The 22,530-nt window shown below is 65.2% G+C and carries 23 protein-coding genes and 1 tRNA gene; 10 read left to right on the top strand and 14 right to left on the bottom strand.

Translation table 11 applies throughout. The features are described 5' to 3' along the window. Positions 1-53: 53 nt before the first annotated feature. Positions 54-2,351, bottom strand: coding sequence for a 5-methyltetrahydropteroyltriglutamate--homocysteine S-methyltransferase (metE, locus tag ACM1PE_RS05130; protein WP_419342632.1), 2,298 nt, complete (start codon positions 2,349-2,351; stop codon positions 54-56). A 141-nt stretch (positions 2,352-2,492) separates the two neighbouring features. On the opposite strand from metE, the gene ACM1PE_RS05125 reads away from it, so the two are divergent. After that, positions 2,493-3,410, top strand: a complete 918-nt coding sequence (locus ACM1PE_RS05125) for a LysR family transcriptional regulator (protein WP_059379209.1) — start codon at positions 2,493-2,495, stop codon at positions 3,408-3,410. 112 nt (positions 3,411-3,522) lie between these two features. Further along, entirely contained in the window at positions 3,523-4,197 is a 675-nt protein-coding gene (locus ACM1PE_RS05120) for a hypothetical protein (protein WP_223283423.1), read from the top strand. A 78-nt stretch (positions 4,198-4,275) separates the two neighbouring features. Here the strand turns inward: ACM1PE_RS05120 and recX are convergent, their stop codons facing one another. Together recX and recA are read right to left on the bottom strand one after the other, a co-directional pair. Beyond that, a complete protein-coding gene (gene recX / locus ACM1PE_RS05115) occupies positions 4,276-4,962 on the bottom strand; it encodes a recombination regulator RecX (protein ID WP_419342631.1) in 687 nt (228 codons plus the stop codon). A gap of 135 nt (positions 4,963-5,097) precedes the next feature. After that, on the bottom strand, positions 5,098-6,162 hold the full coding sequence (recA, locus tag ACM1PE_RS05110; RefSeq protein WP_419342630.1) for a recombinase RecA: 1,065 nt from the start codon (positions 6,160-6,162) through the stop codon (positions 5,098-5,100). Positions 6,163-6,393: 231 nt separating this feature from the next. On the opposite strand from recA, the gene ACM1PE_RS05105 reads away from it, so the two are divergent. The 3 genes from ACM1PE_RS05105 to ACM1PE_RS05095 all read left to right on the top strand — a co-directional run bounded on the left by ACM1PE_RS05105 (position 6,394) and on the right by ACM1PE_RS05095 (position 10,434). After that, positions 6,394-7,083, top strand: a complete 690-nt coding sequence (locus ACM1PE_RS05105) for a response regulator transcription factor (RefSeq protein WP_013392535.1) — start codon at positions 6,394-6,396, stop codon at positions 7,081-7,083. Positions 7,084-7,198: 115 nt separating this feature from the next. Next, entirely contained in the window at positions 7,199-8,578 is a 1,380-nt protein-coding gene (locus tag ACM1PE_RS05100) for a sensor histidine kinase (RefSeq protein ID WP_118933365.1), read from the top strand. Between the two features lie 194 nt (positions 8,579-8,772). Further along, on the top strand, positions 8,773-10,434 hold the full coding sequence (locus tag ACM1PE_RS05095; RefSeq protein WP_059379225.1) for an MFS transporter: 1,662 nt from the start codon (positions 8,773-8,775) through the stop codon (positions 10,432-10,434). A gap of 420 nt (positions 10,435-10,854) precedes the next feature. Here the strand turns inward: ACM1PE_RS05095 and ACM1PE_RS05090 are convergent, their stop codons facing one another. After that, on the bottom strand, positions 10,855-11,064 hold the full coding sequence (locus ACM1PE_RS05090; protein ID WP_059379226.1) for a hypothetical protein: 210 nt from the start codon (positions 11,062-11,064) through the stop codon (positions 10,855-10,857). A gap of 148 nt (positions 11,065-11,212) precedes the next feature. Between ACM1PE_RS05090 and ACM1PE_RS05085 the strand changes: the two genes are divergently transcribed. Continuing rightward, positions 11,213-12,112 carry a recombination-associated protein RdgC gene (locus ACM1PE_RS05085; protein WP_054451049.1) on the top strand — a complete coding sequence of 300 codons (900 nt, stop codon included), beginning with the start codon at positions 11,213-11,215 and terminating at the stop codon, positions 12,110-12,112. A 78-nt stretch (positions 12,113-12,190) separates the two neighbouring features. Here the strand turns inward: ACM1PE_RS05085 and ACM1PE_RS05080 are convergent, their stop codons facing one another. From ACM1PE_RS05080 to ACM1PE_RS05060, 5 genes are all read right to left on the bottom strand, one after another. Further along, on the bottom strand, positions 12,191-13,627 hold the full coding sequence (locus ACM1PE_RS05080) for a diguanylate cyclase (RefSeq protein WP_059379228.1): 1,437 nt from the start codon (positions 13,625-13,627) through the stop codon (positions 12,191-12,193). 143 nt (positions 13,628-13,770) lie between these two features. Beyond that, positions 13,771-15,063, bottom strand: a complete 1,293-nt coding sequence (locus ACM1PE_RS05075; RefSeq protein WP_054451047.1) for an aspartate carbamoyltransferase — start codon at positions 15,061-15,063, stop codon at positions 13,771-13,773. Between the two features lie 97 nt (positions 15,064-15,160). After that, on the bottom strand, positions 15,161-15,574 hold the full coding sequence (locus tag ACM1PE_RS05070; RefSeq protein ID WP_059379231.1) for a hypothetical protein: 414 nt from the start codon (positions 15,572-15,574) through the stop codon (positions 15,161-15,163). A gap of 3 nt (positions 15,575-15,577) precedes the next feature. Beyond that, a complete protein-coding gene (locus ACM1PE_RS05065) occupies positions 15,578-16,009 on the bottom strand; it encodes a BPTD_2524 family lipoprotein (protein WP_059379232.1) in 432 nt (143 codons plus the stop codon). 175 nt (positions 16,010-16,184) lie between these two features. Next, entirely contained in the window at positions 16,185-16,316 is a 132-nt protein-coding gene (locus ACM1PE_RS05060; RefSeq protein WP_042792633.1) for an entericidin A/B family lipoprotein, read from the bottom strand. Positions 16,317-16,496: 180 nt separating this feature from the next. Here ACM1PE_RS05060 and ACM1PE_RS05055 point away from each other — a divergent pair, with 180 nt between their 5' ends. Together ACM1PE_RS05055 and ACM1PE_RS05050 are read left to right on the top strand one after the other, a co-directional pair. Continuing rightward, positions 16,497-16,856 (top strand): hypothetical protein, encoded by a 360-nt coding sequence (locus ACM1PE_RS05055; protein ID WP_059379234.1) that lies wholly within the window; start codon positions 16,497-16,499, stop codon positions 16,854-16,856. A 66-nt stretch (positions 16,857-16,922) separates the two neighbouring features. Next, positions 16,923-17,330 carry a hypothetical protein gene (locus tag ACM1PE_RS05050; protein WP_118933345.1) on the top strand — a complete coding sequence of 136 codons (408 nt, stop codon included), beginning with the start codon at positions 16,923-16,925 and terminating at the stop codon, positions 17,328-17,330. A 12-nt stretch (positions 17,331-17,342) separates the two neighbouring features. On the opposite strand, the gene ACM1PE_RS05045 is transcribed toward ACM1PE_RS05050, so the two are convergent. The 4 genes from ACM1PE_RS05045 to ACM1PE_RS05030 all read right to left on the bottom strand — a co-directional run bounded on the left by ACM1PE_RS05045 (position 17,343) and on the right by ACM1PE_RS05030 (position 19,917). Continuing rightward, positions 17,343-18,614: a TIGR03862 family flavoprotein gene (locus ACM1PE_RS05045; RefSeq protein ID WP_419342629.1), complete on the bottom strand. Its 1,272-nt coding sequence runs from the start codon at positions 18,612-18,614 to the stop codon at positions 17,343-17,345. A 286-nt stretch (positions 18,615-18,900) separates the two neighbouring features. Next, positions 18,901-19,245, bottom strand: coding sequence for a hypothetical protein (locus ACM1PE_RS05040; protein WP_118933347.1), 345 nt, complete (start codon positions 19,243-19,245; stop codon positions 18,901-18,903). 194 nt (positions 19,246-19,439) lie between these two features. Beyond that, positions 19,440-19,516 (bottom strand) — tRNA-Met (locus ACM1PE_RS05035). Between the two features lie 20 nt (positions 19,517-19,536). Continuing rightward, a complete protein-coding gene (locus ACM1PE_RS05030) occupies positions 19,537-19,917 on the bottom strand; it encodes a hypothetical protein (RefSeq protein WP_059379239.1) in 381 nt (126 codons plus the stop codon). Positions 19,918-20,086: 169 nt separating this feature from the next. Between ACM1PE_RS05030 and ACM1PE_RS05025 the strand changes: the two genes are divergently transcribed. Both ACM1PE_RS05025 and ACM1PE_RS05020 read left to right on the top strand, forming a co-directional pair. After that, entirely contained in the window at positions 20,087-21,526 is a 1,440-nt protein-coding gene (locus tag ACM1PE_RS05025; RefSeq protein WP_059379240.1) for a PLP-dependent aminotransferase family protein, read from the top strand. Continuing rightward, complete coding sequence (locus ACM1PE_RS05020) at positions 21,523-22,086, top strand: DedA family protein (RefSeq protein WP_059379241.1); 564 nt, start codon at positions 21,523-21,525, stop codon at positions 22,084-22,086. Before ACM1PE_RS05025 ends, ACM1PE_RS05020 begins: the two co-directional genes overlap by 4 nt. 6 nt (positions 22,087-22,092) lie before the next feature. Here the strand turns inward: ACM1PE_RS05020 and ACM1PE_RS05015 are convergent, their stop codons facing one another. Further along, positions 22,093-22,320: a hypothetical protein gene (locus ACM1PE_RS05015; RefSeq protein WP_223283424.1), complete on the bottom strand. Its 228-nt coding sequence runs from the start codon at positions 22,318-22,320 to the stop codon at positions 22,093-22,095. Positions 22,321-22,530: the final 210 nt, after the last annotated feature.

The following is a 22,530-nucleotide window of genomic DNA, read 5'->3' as shown; positions in this document are numbered from 1 at the left end:
CAGGGCTGGCGCCGGCCCCAGGGGATCCGGCGGCGTTGCGGCAAGCTGTCTGCTCAGGCCGCCTGGCGCAAGGCTCGGGCCGCCTGCACCATGCCGATCAGCGCGGCTTCCGTTTCAGGCCAGGCGCGCGTCTTCAGTCCGCAGTCAGGATTCACCCACAGACGCTCCTTGGGCAGACGGGCCGAGGCCTTCTGCATCAGGCCGACCATCCAATCCACTTCAGGCACGTTCGGCGTATGGATGTCGTACACGCCGGGACCGATATCGTTCGGATACCGGAAGTCCTCGAACGCCTTGAGCAGCTCCATATTGGAGCGCGAGGTTTCGATCGTGATCACGTCCGCGTCCATGGCGGCGATGGACTCGATGATGTCGTTGAACTCCGAATAGCACATATGGGTGTGGATCTGCGTTTCGTCGCGCACGCCGGCGGTCGACAGGCGGAAGCAATCCACGGCCCAATCCAGGTAGGCCTGCCAATCGGCGCGGCGCAGCGGCAGGCCTTCGCGGATGGCGGGCTCGTCGATCTGGATGACGCTGATGCCGGCGGCTTCCAGGTCCACCACTTCGTCGCGCAGCGCCAGCGCCAGTTGGCGGCAAGTCTTCTCGCGCGGCTGGTCGTCGCGCACGAACGACCACTGCAGGATGGTGACCGGGCCGGTCAGCATGCCCTTGACCGGCTTGTCGGTCAGCGACTGCGCGTACGACGACCAGCCCACCGTCATCGGCGCCGGACGCGCAACGTCGCCAAAAATGACAGGCGGCTTGACGCAGCGCGAGCCATAGCTCTGAACCCAGCCGTTCTTAGTGAAGGCGAAGCCGGCCAGCAGCTCGCCGAAGTACTCCACCATGTCGTTGCGCTCGGGTTCGCCGTGCACCAGCACGTCCAGGCCCACCTTTTCCTGGAAGCGGATGACTTCCTCGATCTCCTTGCGGATGGCGGCCTCGTAGCCCGAGTCCGTCAATGCGCCCGACTTCCAGTCGCGGCGCAAGGCGCGGATTTCCGCGGTCTGCGGGAAAGAACCAATCGTCGTGGTCGGGTAGGCGGGCAGGCCCAGCTGTTCCTGCTGGCGGGCGATGCGGCCGGCGAACGGCGCGCGGTCGCGCGACACCGCGGCAGCGCCAGCCATGCGCTGGGCGACGGCCGGATTGTGGATGCGCGTCGAAGCGCGGCGGACGGCGAGCGCGGCGCGCTGCTTGGCCAGGCCGTCCTGCGCGGCGGCTTGCGTGGCGCGGTCCAGGGCGCGGCCCAGCAGGCTCAGTTCTTCCAGCTTCTGCGCGGCAAAGGAGAGCCAGCTCTTGAGTTCCGTGTCCAGCTCGGTTTCATGCGTCAGGTCCACCGGCACGTGCAGCAGCGAGCACGACGGCGCCAGCCACAGGCGGTCGCCCAATTGCTGCTTGATGGGGGTCAACGTGGCGATGGCCGCGTCCAGGTCGGTGCGCCAGATGTTGCGCCCGTTGATGATGCCAGCGGACAGCACCTGCTCGGCGCCCAGGCCGGCGGCCACTTCCGCCAGTTGCTCGGGCGCACGGACCAGGTCCACATGCAAGCCGGCCACGGGCAGGCCCAGAGCGGTCGGCAGATTGTCCTTCAGGCCGTCGAAGTACGTGGCCACCAGCAGCTTGACCGGACTGGCAGAGAGCTGCTCATAGGTCTGCTTGAACGCGCCGCGCCAGGCTTGCGGCAGGTCCAGCGCCAGAATGGGCTCGTCGATCTGCACCCACTGCACGCCCAGCTTGGCGAAGCGCGCCAGCACTTCCTGGTAGACCGGCAGCAGCGCGGCCAGCAGTTGCAGCTTGCCCTCATCGGCGGCGCCGGCGGCAAAGGCGTCGCCCTTGCCCAGATACAGCCAGGTCAACGGCCCGGGGATCACGGGCTTCACCGCGCAACCCTGGGCCTGCGCTTCCCGGACCTGTTCGAACAGCGATTCGCGGGCGATGCGGAAGGTCTGGCCCGGCGCCAGTTCCGGCACGATGTAGTGGTAGTTGGTGTCGAACCACTTGGTCATTTCGCAGGCGGCGGCGGGCTTGCCCGACGGCGCGCGGCCGCGGCCCATGCGGAACAGCGTGTCCAGCGTGACGGGTTCGCTGTCTTTCTGGCCGAAGCGGGCAGGCACGGCGCCCAGCAGCGTGGTCCATTCCAGGATCTGGTCGTACCAGGCGAAGTCGCCCACCGGCACGAACTTCAGGCCGGCGGCGGCCTGCAGCTTCCAGTGCCTGGCGCGCAGCTCGCGGCCCGTCTGCTCAAGATCCCCGGCGGTCTGCCGGCCGGCCCAATAGGCTTCGACCGCGCGCTTCAGTTCACGCTGCGCGCCGATGCGGGGGAACCCCAAATTATGAATCGTAGTCATGGATCACCACCGTTAGACAAAATTTGTTCAAGTGACAGCCATTCTGAGGCCAAATCAAAATGAATCAAAATCAATGTATACATTTATAGAATGAGAAAATCTCATAGAATATGAGCTTATTTCCCATCCCTGCAGGCACCCATGCTTGAAGTCCGCCATCTCGAAACGCTTACCGCCATCCGCGACGGCGGCAGCCTGCAGGAAGCCGCCGAGCGCCTGCATCTGACCCAATCGGCCCTGTCGCACCAGTTGCGCGACCTGGAAACCCGGCTGGGCACGCCGTTATTGAACCGCCGCACGCGACCGGCACGGCTGACGACGGCGGGACTGCGGGTGCTGGCGCTGGCGGATGAAGTGCTGCCGCGCATCCGCGCCACGGAACGGGACCTGCAGCGGCTGGCCGCGGGCCGCACCGGCCGGCTGCACCTGGCCATCGACTGCCATTCCTGCTTCCAGTGGCTGATGCCGGCCCTGGATGCCTTCCGCGTGCAATGGCCGGACGTGGCGCTGGATCTGTCGGCGGCGTTTTCCTTCGCTCCCCTGCCCGCCCTGGTGCGGGGCGACCTGGACCTGGTTATCACCTCCGATCCCCAGCCGCTGGACGCAGTGGAATACCTGCCGCTGTTCAAGTACGAGCTGGTGCTGGCCGTGTCGGAATCCAATCCGCTGGCCGGCAGCAAGTTCGTCATGCCGGACCAATTGGCCGACCAGACGCTCATCACCTATCCGGTGGACAAGCAGCGCCTGGACATTTTCACGGCCTTCCTCGACCCCGCCGACGTGGAGCCGGCCGCCATCCGCCGCGCGGAACTCACCCCCATCATTGCGCAACTGGTGGCCAGCAACCGCGGCGTGGCCGCGCTGCCCAACTGGGCGCTGACGGAATACATGAATCAGGGTTGGCTGCGGCTGTGCCGGCTGGGCCCGCAAGGCGTGTGGCGCACGCTGTATGCGACGGTGCGCAGCGAGGACACGGAGGCCTCGTACATCGATGAGTTCCTGACCATCACCCGGGATGTGTGCTTCAAGACCTTGTCGGGGATCAAGTCGGCAAAATAGCGCCCCTGCCGTATGTCGCCGACTCGCGATACATTAAAAAATAATAAGATTCAATTTAGTACATAAGGCTTAGAATGCTGCTCCCTCAAACCTTCGAGCCAGCAGCAAAAATATGCTCTTGCCATCGTTGTTCTCAGCGCGCGTTATCGGCCGTTCGGCCATTCTTGCTTCCATCGCCTTGCTGGCGGGTTGCGGCAACGTTCCGAACACGCTCCCGGTGCAGTACTCGCCTTCCTCGGTAATCAGCGCTGAAGGGGCTGTCGAAGTCGGCGATTTCACCTACGAACCCAACAAGAAAGAGGCGGCAGAACAGCCCAAACCCCAGCGCTACGCCAACGCCGGCCTGTCGACCTCGCAGCAGGCCAGCTCACCGAACTCCACTGGCAGCTACCGCGCCCCGCAAATCGCTCCGAATCAGATCCGCAACACCGCAATCGGCAGCATATTGCTCGAAAAGGACGTCAAGGACTTTGTCCGGGATGCCACCTTTGCCGAACTGCGCTTCATCGGCGTCAAGGTCAATGGCAACCAACAGCGCCGTCTATTGACCGCCGAAGTCGAGGAATTCCTGGCGGACGACCTGGGGTATTCGGTGGATTGGACATTGCGTATCGCCTATGTCGTGACCGACAAGGCCACGCAGAAGCCCGTGTACACGCAAACCAAGGAAACCAAGCGACGCACGAACAAGTTCGCCAATTTCTTCACTTCGCTAAACGATTCGATACGGCTCAGCACCGAAGCTTTGGCCAAGGACCCGGATTTCCTGTCTGCCATCCAGGAATAAGGCCCGTCGCCTCGCTTTTTGGGAAATCCGCCACGGCGGATTTTCATGAGCGTACGGACAAGCCCCGCACAGGGCTGCTCAATCCTCGTCGCCCTCGCCCAGTATCCGGCGGATCACGTCATGCGCAAAGCCGCGGCTGGCCAGAAAGCGCGCCTGCTTGGCGTAGGCCGCGCGGTCTTCCGGCTTGGCGCTGAAGCGCTTCTTCCAGACCTCCAGCGCGCGGTCGTACTCGGTGGCCCGCAGCTGTTCGCGCAATTCGGCGACCTGGTTGTCGTCCACCCCATGCTGGCGCAATTCCTGCACGATGCGCGCCGCCCCCTGGCGCGATGCGCGGCGGTGCACCAGGCTTTGCGCAAAACGTTCGGTGGACAGCCAGCCTTCTTTTTCCAGGGCATCCAGCACGGCCTCGACCTCGCCCGGGTCCTCGGCGTAGGCGGCAAGCTTGCGCGCCAACTCTTCGCGCGCATGCTCGCGCCGCGACAGATAGCCCACGGCCCGCATCTTCAGCGACGGCCCCTTGCGGGCGGATTGGCCGTCCGCATCCGGGCCGTCCTCGGCCCCAGCGGCGGCACGGCGGCCGCGGCGCGCATTGCCGGCTTCCGAGCTGCGGCTCCACTGATCTGGCGCATCGCTGGATTCCGCTTCCTGATCGCGGCGCGCATCCGAAGTGCGGCGCAAGCCCTGGGGCTTGGCCACGGTTTCGAATTCATCGTCCAGCTTGGCGCGTAGGCGTTCGGCTGAAGCGGGCGGCGGTTTCCAGCTCATGCGTTTCCTGCTTGCTATGCATAACGGCAGGCCCGTCCTGGCGCCTGCCGCAACTGTTCGGGCTGCCCCGACGCGATAGGCCGGCCGTTTGCGGCGAAGCTGAATTGCGCCGCGCCAGGCCCGCCACCGATCCGATTACTCTTCGGAGGCATCTTCCGCGGTCGGCACGAATTCTGCCGCGCGGCTGACGATGCCTTGGTTCTCGCGAACGCGGTTCTCGATTTCGATGGCCAGTTCCTTGTGTTCTTTCAGGTACTCGCGGACATTGTCCTTGCCCTGGCCGATGCGATTGCCGTTGTAGCTGTACCAGGCGCCGGACTTGTCCACCACATTGGCGGCCACGCCCAGGTCGATGATTTCGCCTTCGCGCGAGATGCCGGCGCCGTACATGATGTCGAATTCGGCCTGCTTGAACGGCGGCGCGACCTTGTTCTTCACGACCTTGACGCGGGTTTCGTTGCCGACGACTTCGTCGCCCTTCTTGATGGAACCGATGCGGCGGATGTCCAGGCGCACGGAGGCGTAGAACTTGAGCGCGTTGCCGCCGGTGGTGGTTTCGGGGTTGCCGAACATCACGCCGATCTTCATGCGGATCTGGTTGATGAAGATGACCATGCAATTGGTCTTCTTGATGGTGGCGGTGAGCTTGCGCAGCGCCTGGCTCATCAGGCGGGCTTGCAGGCCGGGCAGGGAATCACCCATTTCGCCTTCGATTTCGGCCTTGGGCACCAGCGCGGCCACCGAGTCGATGACGATCAGGTCGACCGAACCGGAGCGCACCAGCGCATCGGTGATTTCCAGGGCCTGCTCGCCCGTGTCCGGCTGCGAGATCAGCAGGTCGGCCAGGTTCACGCCCAGCTTGGAGGCGTATTGCACGTCGAGCGCGTGTTCGGCGTCGACGAAGGCGCAGGTGCCGCCCAGCTTTTGCATTTCAGCGACCACTTGCAGCGTCAGCGTGGTCTTGCCCGAGGATTCCGGACCGTAGATTTCAACCACGCGGCCTCGCGGCAGGCCGCCGACGCCCAGCGCGATGTCCAGACCGAGCGAGCCCGTGGAAACCACCTGGATGTCATGCGAAACATCGTTGTCGCCGTAGCGCATGATCGAGCCCTTGCCGAACTGCTTTTCGATCTGCGAAAGCGCGGCGGCAAGCGCCTTGGCCTTTTCCGATGCGGCGGCCTTGGTGGTTTTGTCGTCCATGTAGAGTCCTGTCTGTAACGTATCTGGTGTCTAGGGAAGTGCCGCAGGGTTAGGCGGGTGCTTTGAGCAACGGGTCAGATTATGGCATCGGATTATACTGTACATAAAACCAGTGTGCCAGTGTTTTGCACGTATACCCTGAGTGGCAAGCTTGGCGCCCTATGCCAGAATGCCAGACGAACCCGGCGTTTTGTCCCCTTTGCGCCGCGGGGCCTTTTCTCACTGTAGCCCATGCGTATCCTGATCGCCGAAGACGACAGCATCCTGGCCGACGGCCTGTCCCGCTCGTTGCGCCACAACGGCTATGCCGTGGATGCGGTGCGCGACGGACTGGCGGCCGATTCGGCGCTGGCGGCCCAGGCATTCGACCTGCTCATCCTCGACCTCGGCCTGCCGCAACTGGCCGGGCTGGAAGTGCTGCGCCGCCTGCGCGCCCGCAATTCCGCCCTGCCGGTACTCATCCTGACGGCGGCCGACAGCATCGAACAGCGCGTCAAAGGCCTGGACCTGGGCGCCGACGACTACATGGCCAAGCCTTTCGCGCTGTCCGAGCTCGAGGCCCGCGTACGGGCCCTGACCCGGCGCGGCGCGGGCGGCGGCGCCACCATGATCAAGCACGGCCGCCTGCTGTTCGACCAGACCGGCCGCGTCGCCATGGTCGACGACCAGACCCTGGACCTGTCGGCGCGCGAAGTCAGCCTGCTCGAGATCCTCCTGACCCGCAGCGGCCGCATGGTCAGCAAGACGCAGCTGGTCGACCACCTGTGCGAATGGGGCGAAGAGGTCAGCACCAACGCCATCGAGGTCTACGTCCATCGCCTGCGCAAGAAGCTGGAACCCAGCGGCGTGAAGATCGTGACCGTGCGCGGCCTGGGCTACTGTCTTGAGCGGGACCAGGGTGCGGCGTACCTCGCAAGCTGAAGCGGCGCCGCCGGAAGCGCTGAACCAGGAAGCACTGGATGTCATGCGGGCGGGGGCCAAGGGCCCGAGCTTCGCGCCGCCGCAGCGCTCCCTGCTGGGCGAAATCCTCGACTGGATGCTGGCGCCGCTGTTCCTCCTGTGGCCGATGAGCGTGGCCATCACCTATGTGGTGGCCCAGAACATCGCCAACGTGCCCTACGACCGCGCGCTGGCCAACAACCTCCATGTACTGACCTTGCAGGTGCACGCGCAGGACGGCCGGGCCGTGCTGAAGATGACCAACACCGCGCGCGAGGTGCTGCACGCCGACGAGACCGATAGCGTGTTCTGGCTGGCGCTGGGCAGCCGCGGCGAATACCTGGGCGGCGACCGCGCCCTGCCCCTGCCTTCCACCGTGGGCCAGCCCCGCCCCGGCGAAGTCCAGTACGAAGACGCGACCTTGCGCGGCTTCGGGGTCCGGCTGGCATTCACCTGGGTGGACCTGCATCTGCCCGATACCCAGCCGGCGCTGCTGATCGCCGCCGAAACCGTCGAAAAGCGCACGCAACTGGCCAACGACATCATCAAGGGCGTGATCATTCCGCAGTTCGTGGTGCTGCCTGTCGCCGTGCTGCTGGTGTGGTTCGGGCTGTCGCGCGGAGTGGCGCCTTTGAATGCGCTGCAACAGCGCCTGCGGGCCCGCCGGCCCGACGACCTGTCGCCCATCGACGAGCGCGCCGCCCCCACCGAGATCGCGCCCCTGGTGGCCGCAATGAACGACCTGCTGGATCGGCTTTCGTCCAACGTGCAGGCGCAGCGCCGCTTCGTCGCGGACGCCGCGCACCAATTGAAGACCCCGCTGGCCGGCCTGCGCACGCAGGCCGAACTGGCCCTGCGCGACGCCAGCCCCGAGGAAATGCAGTCCAGCCTGCGCCAGCTCGTGACCGGCTCCGAACGCGCCACGCGCCTGGTGAACCAGCTGCTGCTGCTGGCCCGGGCCGAGAACCCCAGCGCCATCGGCATGACGCGCACGGACATCAACGCCATCGCCTACGAACAGGCCATGCACTGGGTGCCGCAGGCGCTCTCGCTGAGTACCGACCTGGGCTTCGAAGGCTCGGACCAGCCGGTGGAGATCAACGGCAACCCCCTGCTGCTGGCCGAACTGCTCAACAACCTGGTGGACAACGCGCTGCGCTACACGCCGCGCGGCGGCCACATCACGGTCCGTGCGCAGGTCCAGGACGGACACGCGGTGCTGGAGGTGGAGGATTCCGGGCCAGGCATTCCGCCCGAGGAACGCGAACGCGTGTTCGACCGCTTCTACCGCGTGCTGGGCACCCAGTCCGACGGCAGCGGCCTGGGGCTGGCCATCGTGCGCGAGATCGCCCAGAAGCACCAGGCCAGCGTCGAAATCAGCGATCACCCCACGACGTATTCGAACCTGCCCGGCATGCGGATCCGCGTGATCTTTCCGCTCTACGCTGAGTTGTCAGACCTCTCCGACGTCTCCTAGGACTATCCCTAGCCTCCCAGGGAGACGTTACTTTCAGTTTCAATTTTAAGACTCAAGTAAGTATCCCGTCAGAACCTCGTCAGCCTCACCCCCCAATGTTGCATATAGCTCAATGTCGGCTCGCCGGCGGCGGGCGCAGCACGGCGGACCACCGCCGGCCATAAAACCGAGGAGACATCATGAGCACAACAACCATGGCAGGCCGCGGTCCATCCGCGGATCCGCGCCCGATGACCAAGGATGAACGCCGCGTCATCTTTGCGTCGTCGCTGGGCACGGTTTTCGAGTGGTACGACTTCTATCTGTACGGCTCGCTAGCCGCCATCATCGCGCAACACTTCTTCTCGGGTGTGAACCCCACCGCGGGCTTCATTTTCGCCCTGCTGGCGTTTGCGGCCGGTTTCGCCGTGCGCCCGTTCGGCGCCCTGGTTTTCGGCCGCCTGGGCGACCTGGTCGGACGTAAATACACCTTCCTGGTCACGATCGTGATCATGGGCCTGTCCACGTTCCTGGTCGGCGTGCTGCCCAGCTACGCCAGCATCGGCCTGGCCGCTCCCGCCATCCTGATCGTCCTGCGCCTGCTGCAAGGCCTGGCGCTGGGCGGCGAGTACGGCGGCGCCGCGACCTATGTGGCCGAGCACGCGCCGCATGGCCGCCGCGGCTTCTACACGTCCTGGATCCAGACCACCGCGACCCTGGGCCTGTTCCTGTCGCTGCTGGTCATCCTCGGCATCCGCACGTTCATGGGCGAAGACGACTTCAAAGCCTGGGGCTGGCGCATTCCGTTCCTGATCTCGGTCGTCCTGCTGGGCATCTCGGTGTGGATCCGCCTGCAACTGAGCGAATCGCCGACCTTCCAGCGCATGAAGGAAGAAGGCAAGGGTTCCAAGGCGCCGATCGCCGAATCGTTCGGCCAGTGGAAGAACCTGAAGGTCGTGATCCTGGCGCTGCTGGGCCTGACCGCCGGCCAGGCCGTGGTCTGGTACACGGGCCAGTTCTACGCCCTGTTCTTCCTGACGCAGACGCTGAAGGTCGACGCCAACACCGCCAACATCATGATCGCGATCGCGCTCCTGATCGGCACGCCTTTCTTCGTGATCTTCGGCGCGCTTTCGGACAAGATCGGCCGCAAGCCCATCATCATGGCCGGCTGCCTGATCGCCGCGGCGACGTACTTCCCGATCTTCCAGGGCATCACGCACTTCGCCAACCCGGCGCTGGAAAAGGCCCAGGCCACGGCCCCGGTCACCGTGATCGCGGACCCCGCCACCTGCTCGTTCCAGTTCAACCCGGTAGGCACTTCGTCCTTCACCAGTTCTTGCGACGTGGTCAAGTCGTTCATGGCCCGCAACTCGGTGAACTACAAGAACGAAGCGGCGCCGGCCGGCTCGGTCGCCAAGGTCAAGATCGGCAACGACGAGTTCGCCTCGTTCGACGGCAAGACCATGGCCCCCGCCGACTTCAAGGCCAAGGCCGCCGAACTGGACAAGGCCCTGACCACCGCGATCCGCAGCCACGGCTACCCCGCCAAGGCTGATCCGGCCCAGAGCAACAACGTCATGGTCGTGGTGCTGCTGACCATCCTGGTGATCTACGTGACCATGGTGTACGGCCCGATCGCAGCCATGCTGGTGGAAATGTTCCCGACGCGCATCCGCTACACGTCGATGAGCTTGCCGTATCACATCGGCAACGGCTGGTTCGGCGGCTTCCTGCCCCCGGTCGCCTTCGCCGTGGTCGCGGCCACCGGCAACATCTACGACGGCCTGTGGTACCCGATCATCATTGCAGTCATGACCCTGGTCATCGGCACGCTGTTCGTGCGCGAATCCAAGGACAACGACATCAACGCTTAAAAGGCCATCCCCCGCCGGACGGAACTGCTGCGCCCGCCCGGCCTTTCAAAAGCTCCTTATGGAGCTTTTTTTTTTTGCGCGCAATCAGGCAGGATCGGCCCCCCAGGGAGCGAGCTGGCTAAAAAGAGGCCCGCACTTTCAGGACCATGTCAGACCCGCCCCATTAGACTGGCTGCTCAGATTACGGCCTTGCGCCAGATCGACCGACGATTGATCCCCCTGTCGGACGATTGCAGGGCCAGTGTTCTGACACCGATACCGCGTTCCCCGCGAGCCTTTTATGACGCGGTATTGCGTGCTCCCGTACCGGCCCGGCCCTCAATGAGCCGGGCCGCTTTTTTTTATGCCGCGCACGTGAAAATGGCGACCTCTCGGTCGCCATGATCGGATCCTGCCGACAGCGGTCGCGGCCGCCCGCAATCAGCGGCGCATGCCCACGCCGATTGCCACCACGCCGGCCACGATGGCCGCAATGCCGGCCCAGGCCGGAATCGCCACCGACTTCTCGGTCTCGGCGGTGGCCTTCACCGAACCGATCTGCAGCACGGTCTCCTCGGACTTGTAGTTGAAGCCCTTGTAGGCCAGGGCGGCGATGCCCAGGACGATCAGAATGGCGCCGATGATCTTCATTTTTTATCTCCAGTTCGACTTGCTGCGCGGACAGTAGCGCATCGGCTCGCCGCTGTCAGTGACAGAAGGTGTCGCATCACGCTGCGGTATTGCCGCACTTCGGCAAAGCGGCCGCGTCGTATAGAATCAACCCTTTTGGCCGACGCTCATGTGGTTCAAGAATCTCAAGATTTATCGCCTCTCCTCGCCGTGGACGCTGGTCGGCGACCAGCTTGAAGAAACGCTCGCGCGGCATGCCTACCAAAGCGGCAACAACCTCGAAATGCAAAGCCTGGGCTGGGTTCCTCCGCGCGAGAACGGCGGCCTGGCGCATGTGGTCAACGGCCAGATCCTGCTGAGCCTGCGCGCCGAAAAGAAGCTGCTGCCGGGCACCGTGGTGAACCAGGTCGCCAAGGCCCGCGCCCAGGAAATCGAAGAGCAGCAAGGCTACAAGCCGGGCCGCAAGCAGATGAAGGAAATCAAGGAGCGCGTCACCGACGAGCTGCTGCCGCGCGCCTTCAGCGTGTACCGCGACACCCGCGTCTGGATCGATCCGCAGAACCATTGGCTGGTGATCGATGCGGCCGCTTCGGCCAAGGCCGACGAAGTCATCGGCCTCCTGGCCAAGTGCGTGGATCCCTTCCCGCTCGAAAACCTGTACGTGGCGCAGTCGCCGGCCTCGGCCATGACCGGCTGGCTGGCCGAGGACGAGGCTCCGGCCAACTTCTCGATCGACCAGGACACCGAGCTGCGTTCGTCGGGCGAAAGCGGCGCGGCGATCCGCTACGTCAAGCACTCGATCGACGCCGATGACGTGCGCCGCCATATCCAGTCGGGCAAGCAGTGCACCCGCCTGGCCATGACCTGGGCCGACCGCATTTCGTTCGTGCTCACCGAAGGCCTGGACGTCAAGCGCGTCGCGCCCCTGGACGTGCTGAAGGAAGGCAACGAAGGCGTGGCCGCCAACGACGACGAGAAGTTCGATTCCGACATGATGCTGATGACGGGCGAACTGGCCAAGATGATGGCCGAGCTGGTCGACGCGCTGGGCGGCGAAAAGAAGGTGTAAGCCTCAGGCGCCCTGGCGCCAGGCAAACCGCGGGCCGCCCTTGACCGGGCGGCCTTTTTCATGCGCGCGAGCTGGGCCTCAGGCCGCCACGGCCCGGTCGCGGCCGGCCTGCTTGGCCTGGTACAGCGCCTGGTCCGCGCGGTCGATCAGATAGGCATAGTCCGGATGGCCGTCGAAGGTCGCCACGCCGATGCTGGCCGTGATGTGCAGCGGCGCTGCCTCGGGAATGGTGAAGACATGGCGGCGGATCTCCGCGCCGAGCTTCTCGGCCGTCGCCAGCGCGGCCTCCTGTTGCGCATCCACCAGCACCACGAGGAATTCCTCGCCGCCGTAGCGGAACACGAAATCGCTGGAGCGGCACGATTGATGCAGCACTTCCGCAAACTGGCGCAACACCTGGTCGCCGCCGGAATGGCCGTGCTGGTCGTTGATGGCCTTGAAATGATCGATGTCCAGCAGCAGAACGGAGAACGAGCTGCGCTGGCGCCGCGCGATCGAGATTTCGCGCCCGACCACCGAGGGCAGGAAGCGCCGATTCAGCACATTGGTCAGCGGATCGCTGCCGCTCTCGATCTCGGCCACCATGTCGAACAGGCCGTTGAGCAGGTGCTTGATGCGCGCCACCAGCTCCTGCAACTCGCGCACGTGGTCCGGCATCGAAGCGGCGAGACCCTGTTCTTCGCCGCGCATCAATTGCGGCAGCACTACCCCGTCCAGCTGCGCGACGGCGTCCGTGATCTGCTGCAGGCCCGGGGCGCTTTCGAACATCGCCCCGCCCTTGTGCTGCAGCCACAATCCGAATTCCGAGGCCGCCAGCCGCGGCAGGCTTTGCCCCGGCGCGCGGTAATGCAAGCCGATCAGCACCGACTGGCTCCACTCCAGCAAGGCGGCGCGCTGGCGTTCGCGTTCCGTGGAAATGTTCTGCCCCAGGGCGAAGAGACGGTAGGCCTCGTCGTTGCGGGCGCCGCGGCTGATGTCGCGCATGAAGGCGCGGCTCATCTGCTCGACCGCCAGGTCGAACAAGTTGCACACGTACTGGGTGGCGACCGACGCGGCCATGCCGTCCAGGTCGCTGGCGCGCAGGCGCAACGCGATCTCGTTCTTGAGGATGCGGGCGCCAGCCATCACCAGATGGATCGGGATGTGGACGCGGGCGTGCACCTCGCCCACTTTTTTCTGCGTGGCCATCAGGGCGGCGATATCGCCCTGGTCGCGCACGCACAGCAACCCCTTGAGCCAGCGGGTCATGCCGGCATGCAGGCGGCTGGACACGATGTCGTGGGACAGGCGGGGGCCGGCCTCGGCATCGGCCAGCAACGTGGAATAGAAGGCGTCGACCAGGGCGGACAGGCTGTCGCCCACCACCGCGGCGACCTGCCCGCGCGTATAGGCGTCAACCGACTGGTAGACCGCTATCCAGGCCTGCTCGTCGGACGCGCTCAGGTAGCACGCCTGGCCGGATGAGCCGGCGTGACGATCGGAAGTTGGCGGAACGCCAATACTGCTTGTAGACATAGATAATCCGTCCGCAGGCCCCACGGCGTGTCCGGAAACGACACGCGACAGAAAAAAAGCCAGCGCGGATTATGCTTGAAAACCCCGCGACCAGGCCGCGCAGGGGCCTGGTTCAGAGGGGAATTCGGCCCGGAGCCGCGCGCTTATTCGAGTCCGTGAAAGGCGGAATCGTCCGGACCGACGTGGGAGGGATGCTGCCAGGTCACGTCGCGCAAGGAATGCTGCACCAAGCCTTCCACGCCCAGCAGCACCGCGAAGATCGCCATGCGGATGGGGATGCCGTTGTCGGTCTGGCGGAAGATGGCCAGGCGCGGATCGTGGTTCAGGTCCACGCTCAGGTCATTGGCGCCGGGACGGCTGTCGCGCGGCAGCGGGTGCATCACGATGGTATCGGGGCCGCAGTAGGCGTCGATGATGGCGCGGCTGATCTGGAAGTCCGGCGTGTAGCCTTCGTTCTCCTCGTTGGCGAAGCGCTCTTTCTGCACGCGCGTCGCGTAGATCACGTCGGCGCCGGCCAGGCCTTCGGCCAGCGTGCTCTTCTGCTCGATGATGTTGCCGTTGCGGCTGGCCTGCTCGATGATGTAGGCCGGCATTTCCAGGCCCTTGGGCGACACCAGCGAAAACTTCACATTCTTGTACAGCGCCATCAACTTGATGAGCGAGTGCACGGTGCGGCCGTACTTCAGGTCGCCGACCATGGCGATGTGGGCGCCGTCCAGCAGTTTGCCCAGGCGCGAGAACTCGGTCAGGATCGTGTACAGGTCCAGCAGGGCCTGGCTGGGATGCTCGCCGGGGCCGTCGCCGCCGTTGACCACGGGAATGTTGGTGGCGCGCGCGAATTCGGCAACCGAACCCTGGTCCGGATGGCGGATGACCATGGCGTCGACGTAGCCGCTCATGACGCGGCTGGTGTCGTAGATCGACTCGCCCTTGGCCATGGACGAGAACGTGAAGCCGGTGGTGTCGCAGACCGAGCCGCCCAGGCGGCAGAACGCGGAACCGAAGCTCACGCGGGTACGGGTGCTGGCCTCGAAGAACAGGTTGCCCAGCACCGCGCCTTCCAGCACGCGGGACACCTTCTGGCGGCGGGCGATGGGCTGCATCATGTCGGCCACGCGGAACAGGTCCTCGACCGATTCGCGGGTGAACTGGTCCACCGACAGCAGCTGGTGCTTGCCTTCCACCGCGATGCGGTCACGCAGCGGGCCTTCTTGTACGCTTTGCGTATATTTTTCCAGCAAGACACCGTTCTGGACGATTTCGCTGACGAAGCGCTGCACCACTTCCGGCATGGCGCGGAATTCCTGCGAGCCCTCGGGCAACAGCCAGGTATCCAACGCGCGGCGTTTGACGCCGATGCGGGTTGCGAACACGTCGCGGGTGAGATTCAGGCGTCGCATAGCGTCGCGCAGGAAGGCTTGCTGGGAAATGGTCATGACGGGCCCCGAACAGGAGATTTATATACGCACTGCGCATATTATTCTCAACACAAATTCAAGTCCAACACTTTTGCGCACACGGGTTTACCCGCAACTAACGTCTCACGTAGGCGGTAGTCGTCTGGGGCGCATCCGTGATCGCTTGTCCCGCCGCCAGCCAGCAGGCGGCGCAGAAGGCGAGCGCGCTGATCAGATAGCAAACCATGGCCAGAAGCTGCGCGGGCCAGTGGGCGCGCGTCAGATGTCCCGTGTAGCCCTGGCGCAACAGGCTGACCTGCGCCAGGTAAGCAAACAGGATTCCCAGGCAGGCGGCCAGCAGGCCGCCCAGCAACAGCGCCAGCGGCAGCTGCAGATCCGGCGCGGCGATGTCGCCGCCCACTACACCCAGCGAAAAGCCCGTCAGGATCAGCGCCGCGCCGCCATTGAGCCAGCCCAGGAAGCGAAACGCCCCCGCCAGTAGCGAGAATGACAGGCCGCTGGCGCGTATCTGCTGGGCGCGGGCGTCCACGGATCAGCCTTCCCCGCCCTTGCGGCAGACCGGCGTGGCGCTCTGGATCGAGGCGCGGGCAGCGGCGATTTCAGCAGCGTCCCAACGCCCCTCGCCCAGCACCGTGATGGTCACCTTGGACGTCGACGGCGTGGCGGTTTCGGCGGCGATCAGTTCCAGCACCTTGGCGGGCTCCGTCACCTTATAGAGCTGCACCTCGTCCGGCGCCCCCTTTTCACCCTTCACGTGGCGCCAGGCATAGGCGACGTTATACGCATGCTGCACTTGCACGTGGCAGGTGCGCACGTACTCGCCGGCCCGGCGGAAAGCCGCTTCGTAGTTGGTATTGACAGTGAAGGTCTCCGTCAGCACGGCATCGGATTCGTAGACCCCTTTGCTCGCGCAGCCGGCCAACAAGGCCGCAAACGCCATTCCCAACCACAAAGACTTGCGCATGACACTTCCCACGATCGAATTCAACTCCTCGAATTATGCCAGGGGGAAGAGTCCTCGCGACGCCCCCGCCTGCTGCCCTTCCCCCGAAGCCGGGCGTCAACAAAAAAGCCGCGAGAGGGATGCCAAGGCATGTCTCGCGGCTTGCGGGCCGGATTGCGGCGCAGGGAGCGAAGGCCTACTTGGTGGCAGCGCCCTCTATCTTCTCGCCGCCCCGCTGGATGTCCTTGCCTGCCCCCGCTACGGTGTTGCAACCGGCCGAGAGCGCGGCGATCGAAAGCAACATGACGAGAAAGACTTTGTTCTTCATGGACATCTCCTGTCTGGGCTTGGAAAGTGAAGTCAGCATACCCCAAAGACCCTCATTTGCGCACCGGCCAGACCGGACGCCGCGGCTGCCGCCATGAGCGCCAGACCCAGGACCAAACGCCGTTGGAAAGGCTTGCGTTCGCCTGTCGCGCAATTAGCGCCAATCGATTAGGATGCGGACATGACCAAGAAACACACATCGCAAAGCGCCGGTTCGGCTCACCAGAGCTGGGGCTGGGAACAGCCGCAATGCCGCGGGCAGGCGGCTTTGGCGCTCTTCATCGACGACCTCCATCGCATTTTGCAGGCGCATGCCGCCGGCAAGCTGGCTGAAAGCAGCACGCTGGCCGACGCGCAGCAGAACGTGAACGAATTGCTGGCTCGCTACAACGAAATTGGCGCCGCACCGGATATTTTCCTCGGCCAATCGGTCGAACTCAAAGAGGGCGTCGACCGCGATGGGGTATCCCATACGGTACCGATTTTTTCGGCGCGCCTGAAACAGTCATTGGTATCGATGCTGGGCCAAGGCCCGGCCTGAAACGCCGCCCGGCTTGCCAGCAGGCTCAGGGCCATAACCAGAACAGTCACCGCAGGAGACCGCACAATGAAGAATACCGACAACGTCGTAGAGTTCCTGCGCCTGCTGTCGCTGGATGTCTCCCTGGGAGCCGCCGCCCAGCATGCAGCCAGCCAGGCGGACGCGCCGCTGGCCCTGGCCCGCCTGGCCACCGCTCACGGCTTGCCTTGCAATGCCTCGGACTGGTCGGCCTTTGCCCGCAGCTGCCTGGACAGCTCCGACCTGACCGAGCAGAACGCCATCCCCGAAGAAGCCACCATCTGGCAGCTGGTGCAGGATCCCGCGCACGGCACGGACATTCCTGCCAGCGCGATTACCCGCGTCATCGGCATCGTCACGCAACCGGAAGGCGGCGAGCCCGTGGTGGGCCACGTCGTCGGCGATCTGGCGCCGCGCGCGCCGCTGGGCCTGGCGCCCTACTCCTCGGGCTCCTGAGCCCTTGCGGCCTCAGGCCCCTGGCAACGCCTGCCCGCCAGACCGCAGAAACGCCATGACGCCGGCCGCGGCGACCACGCCGCTCGCCATGCAGGCCGTCAGCAGATAGCCGCCTGTCGGCGCCTCCCAATCCAGCATTTCCCCTGCGCAGAACACGCCAGGGATTTCGCGCAGCATCAGGCCGGAATCCAGCGCGGCGAACGACACGCCGCCTGCGGTGCTGATCGCTTCGTCCGTGGGCCGCGCCCGCAGCAGACGCAGCGGCAAGGCCTTGATGCGCAGGCCCAGGCGCTCGGGGTCGCGGAAGTCTTCCGCCGAGGCGCATTCGCGCAGCAATCCCGCCTTGACCCCGGTCAGCCCCAGCCGGCTCTGCAGATGGCTGGACATCGACCGCGAGCCGCGCGGGTGCGTCACCGCGGCCATCACCTTTTCCTGCGACCAGTCCGGAGCCAGGTCCAGCATGGCGATGGCATGGCCCTGGGCGTCGATCCGGTCGCGCAGCGGCGCGGACAGGGCGTAGACCAGGCTGCCTTCTATGCCGGTTTCCGACACGACGAACTCTCCCTGACGGGCGGGCGTCACGCCGGCTGCGGTTTCGCAGGCCATGGCCACGGATTTCACGGGCTGTCCCGCATAGCGTTCGCGGAAATGGTCCGACCACGCCACATCGAATCCGCAATTGGCCGGCCGCAGCGGCGCGACGGCAACGCCGTGCAATTGCAGGCCGTCGACCCAGGCGCCGTCCGACCCCAATTTGGCCCAGCTGCCTCCGCCCAGCGCCAGCACCACGGCGTCTGCCGCATAGCGCTGCTCCCCCTCGGGCGAGTCGAAGCGCAGCGCGCCCGCGCCAGGCCGGGAACCCGCTGGCCATCCCAGCCAGCGGTGCCGCATATGCAAGCGCACGCCGCTGGCGCGCAGCCTGGCCAGCCAGGCCCGCAACAGGGGTGCCGCCTTCATCTCCTGGGGAAACACCCGGCCGGACGAGCCCACGAAGGTCTGGATGCCCAGGCCATGGGTCCATTCGCGCAAACCGCCCGCGTCCAGCGCCTGCAGCCAGGGCGCGACATGGGACGCGCGGTCGCCGTAGCGTGCCAGAAACGGTTCGGCCGGCTCGCTGTGGGTCAGGTTCAAGCCGCCCCGCCCCGCCATCAGGAACTTGCGGCCGACCGATGGCATCGCATCGAACACATCCACCTGCACGCCTTGCGCGCTCAGGCGCTCGGCGGCCATCAGGCCGGCAGGACCGCCGCCGATGACGGCGACGCGCGCGACAGCCGGACTCATGGCGACGGCGCCTTCAGGCCGCAGGAATGGATACGCGTAGCACTAAGCATGGGGAACGAACCGGGTGGGAATGGCAAGACAGGCGCGGGAACGCCAGGAAGGGAAAAGATTGTCGCATAGCCGGACCGTCGGGCAGGACGGAAGCAATAAACGCCCCAGTGGGGCGTTTATTGACCGGCGTTAGCAAGTCATTGTTATCACAGGGAAAACCCGAAATGCGCAGAGGCTATCCCAAGGCTTGTCCACAGTTGCTGTGGGTAATTCAGTCGGCTTTTTGCGCCGGGATTCAGGCGTGGGCGGCAGACTGCATCGGGCCGGACCAGGGTTCGGCGTCGATCTGGAAGCGCAATTCCTGGTATTCCCCGTCCACCGAGACGGAAGGCAGCAGGCCCGCACCCAGGGCCTGGCCCAGCGCGCGGCGGCACAGGGTTTCAGGATCGTCGGGCAAGGACTGGAACACCCCGTCCGGTATGCGCAGGCGCAGCAGCGCCTGGGGATCGCCGCGTTCGGCGGGCCTGCCGATATGAATATGGGCGGGATAGCCGTGGGGGCACCAGATGCCCACGTGGTACTTGCCGTCAGCGCCCGTATCGGCGACATAGCCGGGATGATCGTATTTTGCTGTTCCCATGGACCCTCCTCGAGTGCGGCAACGTAGCGCGCGTGACCCATGGTAGCGCAGGGCTGCGGACCTGTGCGGCCGCGCATACCAGGGAAAGTCCGGACTGGAACAAAGGTTTGACGCAGAGCAAGCAGCGCCAAAAATCCAGCCGCGAGGCGAAAAAAAAGCCGCGATGAATATCGCGGCTTTCTTCTGCTTGAAACTGGTTGCGGGGGCAGGATTTGAACCTACGACCTTCGGGTTATGAGCCCGACGAGCTGCCAGACTGCTCCACCCCGCGTCTGATGTGTGAATCATACATCATTTTGAAATCTTGTGCAGCGCACCGAGGGAATTTTTTCGGTTTTTGGCCAAATTCAGCTGAAAAAATGCGGCAGCCGCCTGAAAAAAACGCTGTGCATAGCCCGGCATGTCCATGCATATCACCTCGGCCGGGCCGATGGCCGTGACCTGCGCCACGCCGCCGTAGCCCAGGCCATGCCCCTCCCCCGCGTTGATGCGCACCGAAACCGCGCGAGGCAGTCCGCCCGCGGCTTCCGGGCCGTTCACCGGTTCCTCGATCCGCACGCTGCCGCTGACGCATACCAGGGTGGCGCCGGCGCGCAGGACCAGTTTCCGGCTGGCGCCGGCGGCAAGTTCCAGGCGGCGGGCCTGGGCATCGGGGGTGTACGTCGCAATCATCGTCGTCTCCTGTCGGACAACCACAGACTACGCGCGCCCTGCTATGCGCAACAGTCACACTCTCAAGGTTTCTGTACCGATGCAGATCCTCGATTTATGCGCTGTTATGGTGTACTTTGCCTGAATCTGTGCCTAGTCTCACACCAACCTCGGGGAGCATGATCGGCGCATGGATCCGCAACCGCTTTATCTACGCCTGGCCAACCATTACCGGCGCGCCATCCAGACGGGCGTGCTGGCGCCCGCCCAGCGCATGCCCTCCGTCCGCACCCTGGTGCGCACCCATCACGTCAGCCTGTCCACGGCCTTGCAGGCCTGCCGCCAGCTGGAAGATGACGGCCTGATCGAAGCGCGGCCGCGCTCGGGCTACTTCGTGCTCAAGCCGCGGCGCAACACGATTCCGCCCGTGGACGAGCCGGACATCCGCCAAACGCTGGGCGCCGCGCAATACGTGGGCATCCACGACCGGGTCTCGGACTTCGTGGCCAAGTGCGAAGCGCACCCGGTCAGCGCCAACTTCGCCCTGGCCGCGGCGGTGCCCGAGGCCTATCCGCTGGAAGAACTGAAGCAGGCCATGACGCGGGCGCTGCGCCAGTCGCCACAGGTGCTGGTCAGCCCGGTTCCGCCCCAGGGCCATCCGGACCTGCGCACCGTGCTCGCCCGCCGCGCGCTGGCCAACGGCATCAACGCCACGCCGGACGACGTCATCGTCACGCACGGCTGCATCGAGGCGCTGAACCTGGCGCTGCGCGCGGTGGCGCGTCCCGGCGACACGATCGCGGTCGAATCGCCCGCCTACTTCGGCCTGCTGCAGATTCTGGAAAGCCTGGGCATGCGGGCGCTGGAAATCCCCACCAGCCCGCAGCACGGCCTGTCGATCGAAGCGCTGGACCTGGCGTTCCAGACCCACGGCAACATCCGTGCCGTAGTGGTGGTGCCCAACTTCCAGAACCCGCTGGGCTGCGTCATGCCCGATGCGGAAAAAGCGCGGCTGGTCGCCCTGTGCGAACGCCAGCAGGTGCCCCTGATCGAAGACGACACCTACGGCGCGCTGACCGACGACGACACCCCGCTGGCCGCCGCCAAGTCCTGGGACGCGACCGGCAATGTCATCTATTGCTCGTCCATGCACAAGACGCTCGCGCCGGGCATGCGCCTGGGCTGGCTGCTGGGCGGGCGCTGGAAGGCCCGCATCGCCATGCTGAAGTTCGCCCAGAGCCGCCCCAACGAACCATTGGCGCAGATCGCCGTGGCCGAGTTCATGGGTTCGCGCGCCTACGACCGCCATCTGTCGCGCCTGCGCCGGCACCTGAAGATGCAGCGCGACCAGACGGCGGAGACCATCGCCGCGCACTTCCCTCCCGGCACCCGCCTGAGCGTGCCACAGGGCGGCATGCTGCTGTGGGTGGAAATGCCCGATGGACGTTCCGGCACGGACGTGTTCGAAGCCGCGCTGCGCCAGGGCATCCGGGTTGCGCCGGGCGCCATGTTTTCCAACGGCATACGCTACAACCACTTCCTGCGCATCAGCTGCGGGCAGCGCACCACGCCCGAGATCACCGCTGCCCTGCAGACGCTCGCGCGCATCGTGGGCGAGCGTCCCAGATGAATCCCGCCCTGCACCAGTTCATCGTCGACTACGGCCTGTGGGCAGTGTTCGGCGGCACCCTGCTGGAAGGCGAAAGCGTGGTCGTGTTCGCCGGATTCCTGGCGCACCAGCACCTGCTGCACCTGCCCTATGTAATGCTGTGCGCGTTCGCCGGCTCATTCCTTGCGGACCAGGTCTTGTTCCTGCTGGGCCGCCGCTATCGCGATCATCGCTACGTCCGGAAGGTCCGCCAGAAGCCGGCATTCGAAAAGGCCTTGGCGGCGGTGGACCGCTATCCGCACGGCTTCATTCTCAGCCTGCGCTTTCTATATGGCCTGCGCACGGTGGGGCCGGTGGCCCTGGGCGTATCGAGCGTGCCGCCGCTGCGCTTCCTGGCGCTCAACGCCATTGCCGCCGCCATCTGGGCGGTGTGCTTCAGCGCCCTGGGCTATCTGTTCGGCCAGACGATCGAATCCATGCTGGGACGCCTGCACGGCGTCGAGACCAAACTGGCCGTGGCCGTCGCGATCGGCGCGCTCATCTGGCTGGCGTATCACCTGCTGGGCAAGCGCCGCAAATAACGGCGCTCAGACCACCAGCTTGCCGCTGGCGCGCAGCACATAACGGCGCCGCGCGTTGCGGTACCAGCGGCCCACCAGGGGCAAGCGCGCCAGGCGGCGCAGGATGGGATGGCGCTGGTCGAAGTCGTGCCAGGCCTTGAAGCCATGCCCCATGCGCTCCCAGCTCTGGCGCGCCTCGGGGGAAAGTTTGCCGGGGTCGAACGCCGCCAGCTTTGCTGCTTCCGAGACGCGCATCGCGATCGATCCGCCCCGGCATTCCAATGAATACTGATTCCGCATGGGGCCGCATATTACCCGGCTTGCATGACCTGCGGCAGCGCTTGCTGCGCGCTGCCACAACGAGCAATTGGAGCCAGGTTTGACCGCCCCATGCAAGCCTTTGTAATTAAAGGAAAATGAACATCTATGCCCGCACTATCCCAAGGCTTGTCCACAGAAGTTGTG

Source organism: Achromobacter sp. PD1, assembly GCF_048541815.1.
In the GTDB taxonomy this organism is placed as follows: domain Bacteria; phylum Pseudomonadota; class Gammaproteobacteria; order Burkholderiales; family Burkholderiaceae_B; genus Achromobacter; species Achromobacter bronchisepticus_A.
Note: the sequence above shows the minus strand (reverse complement) of the source record. Positions and strands in the feature narration are given on the sequence as shown.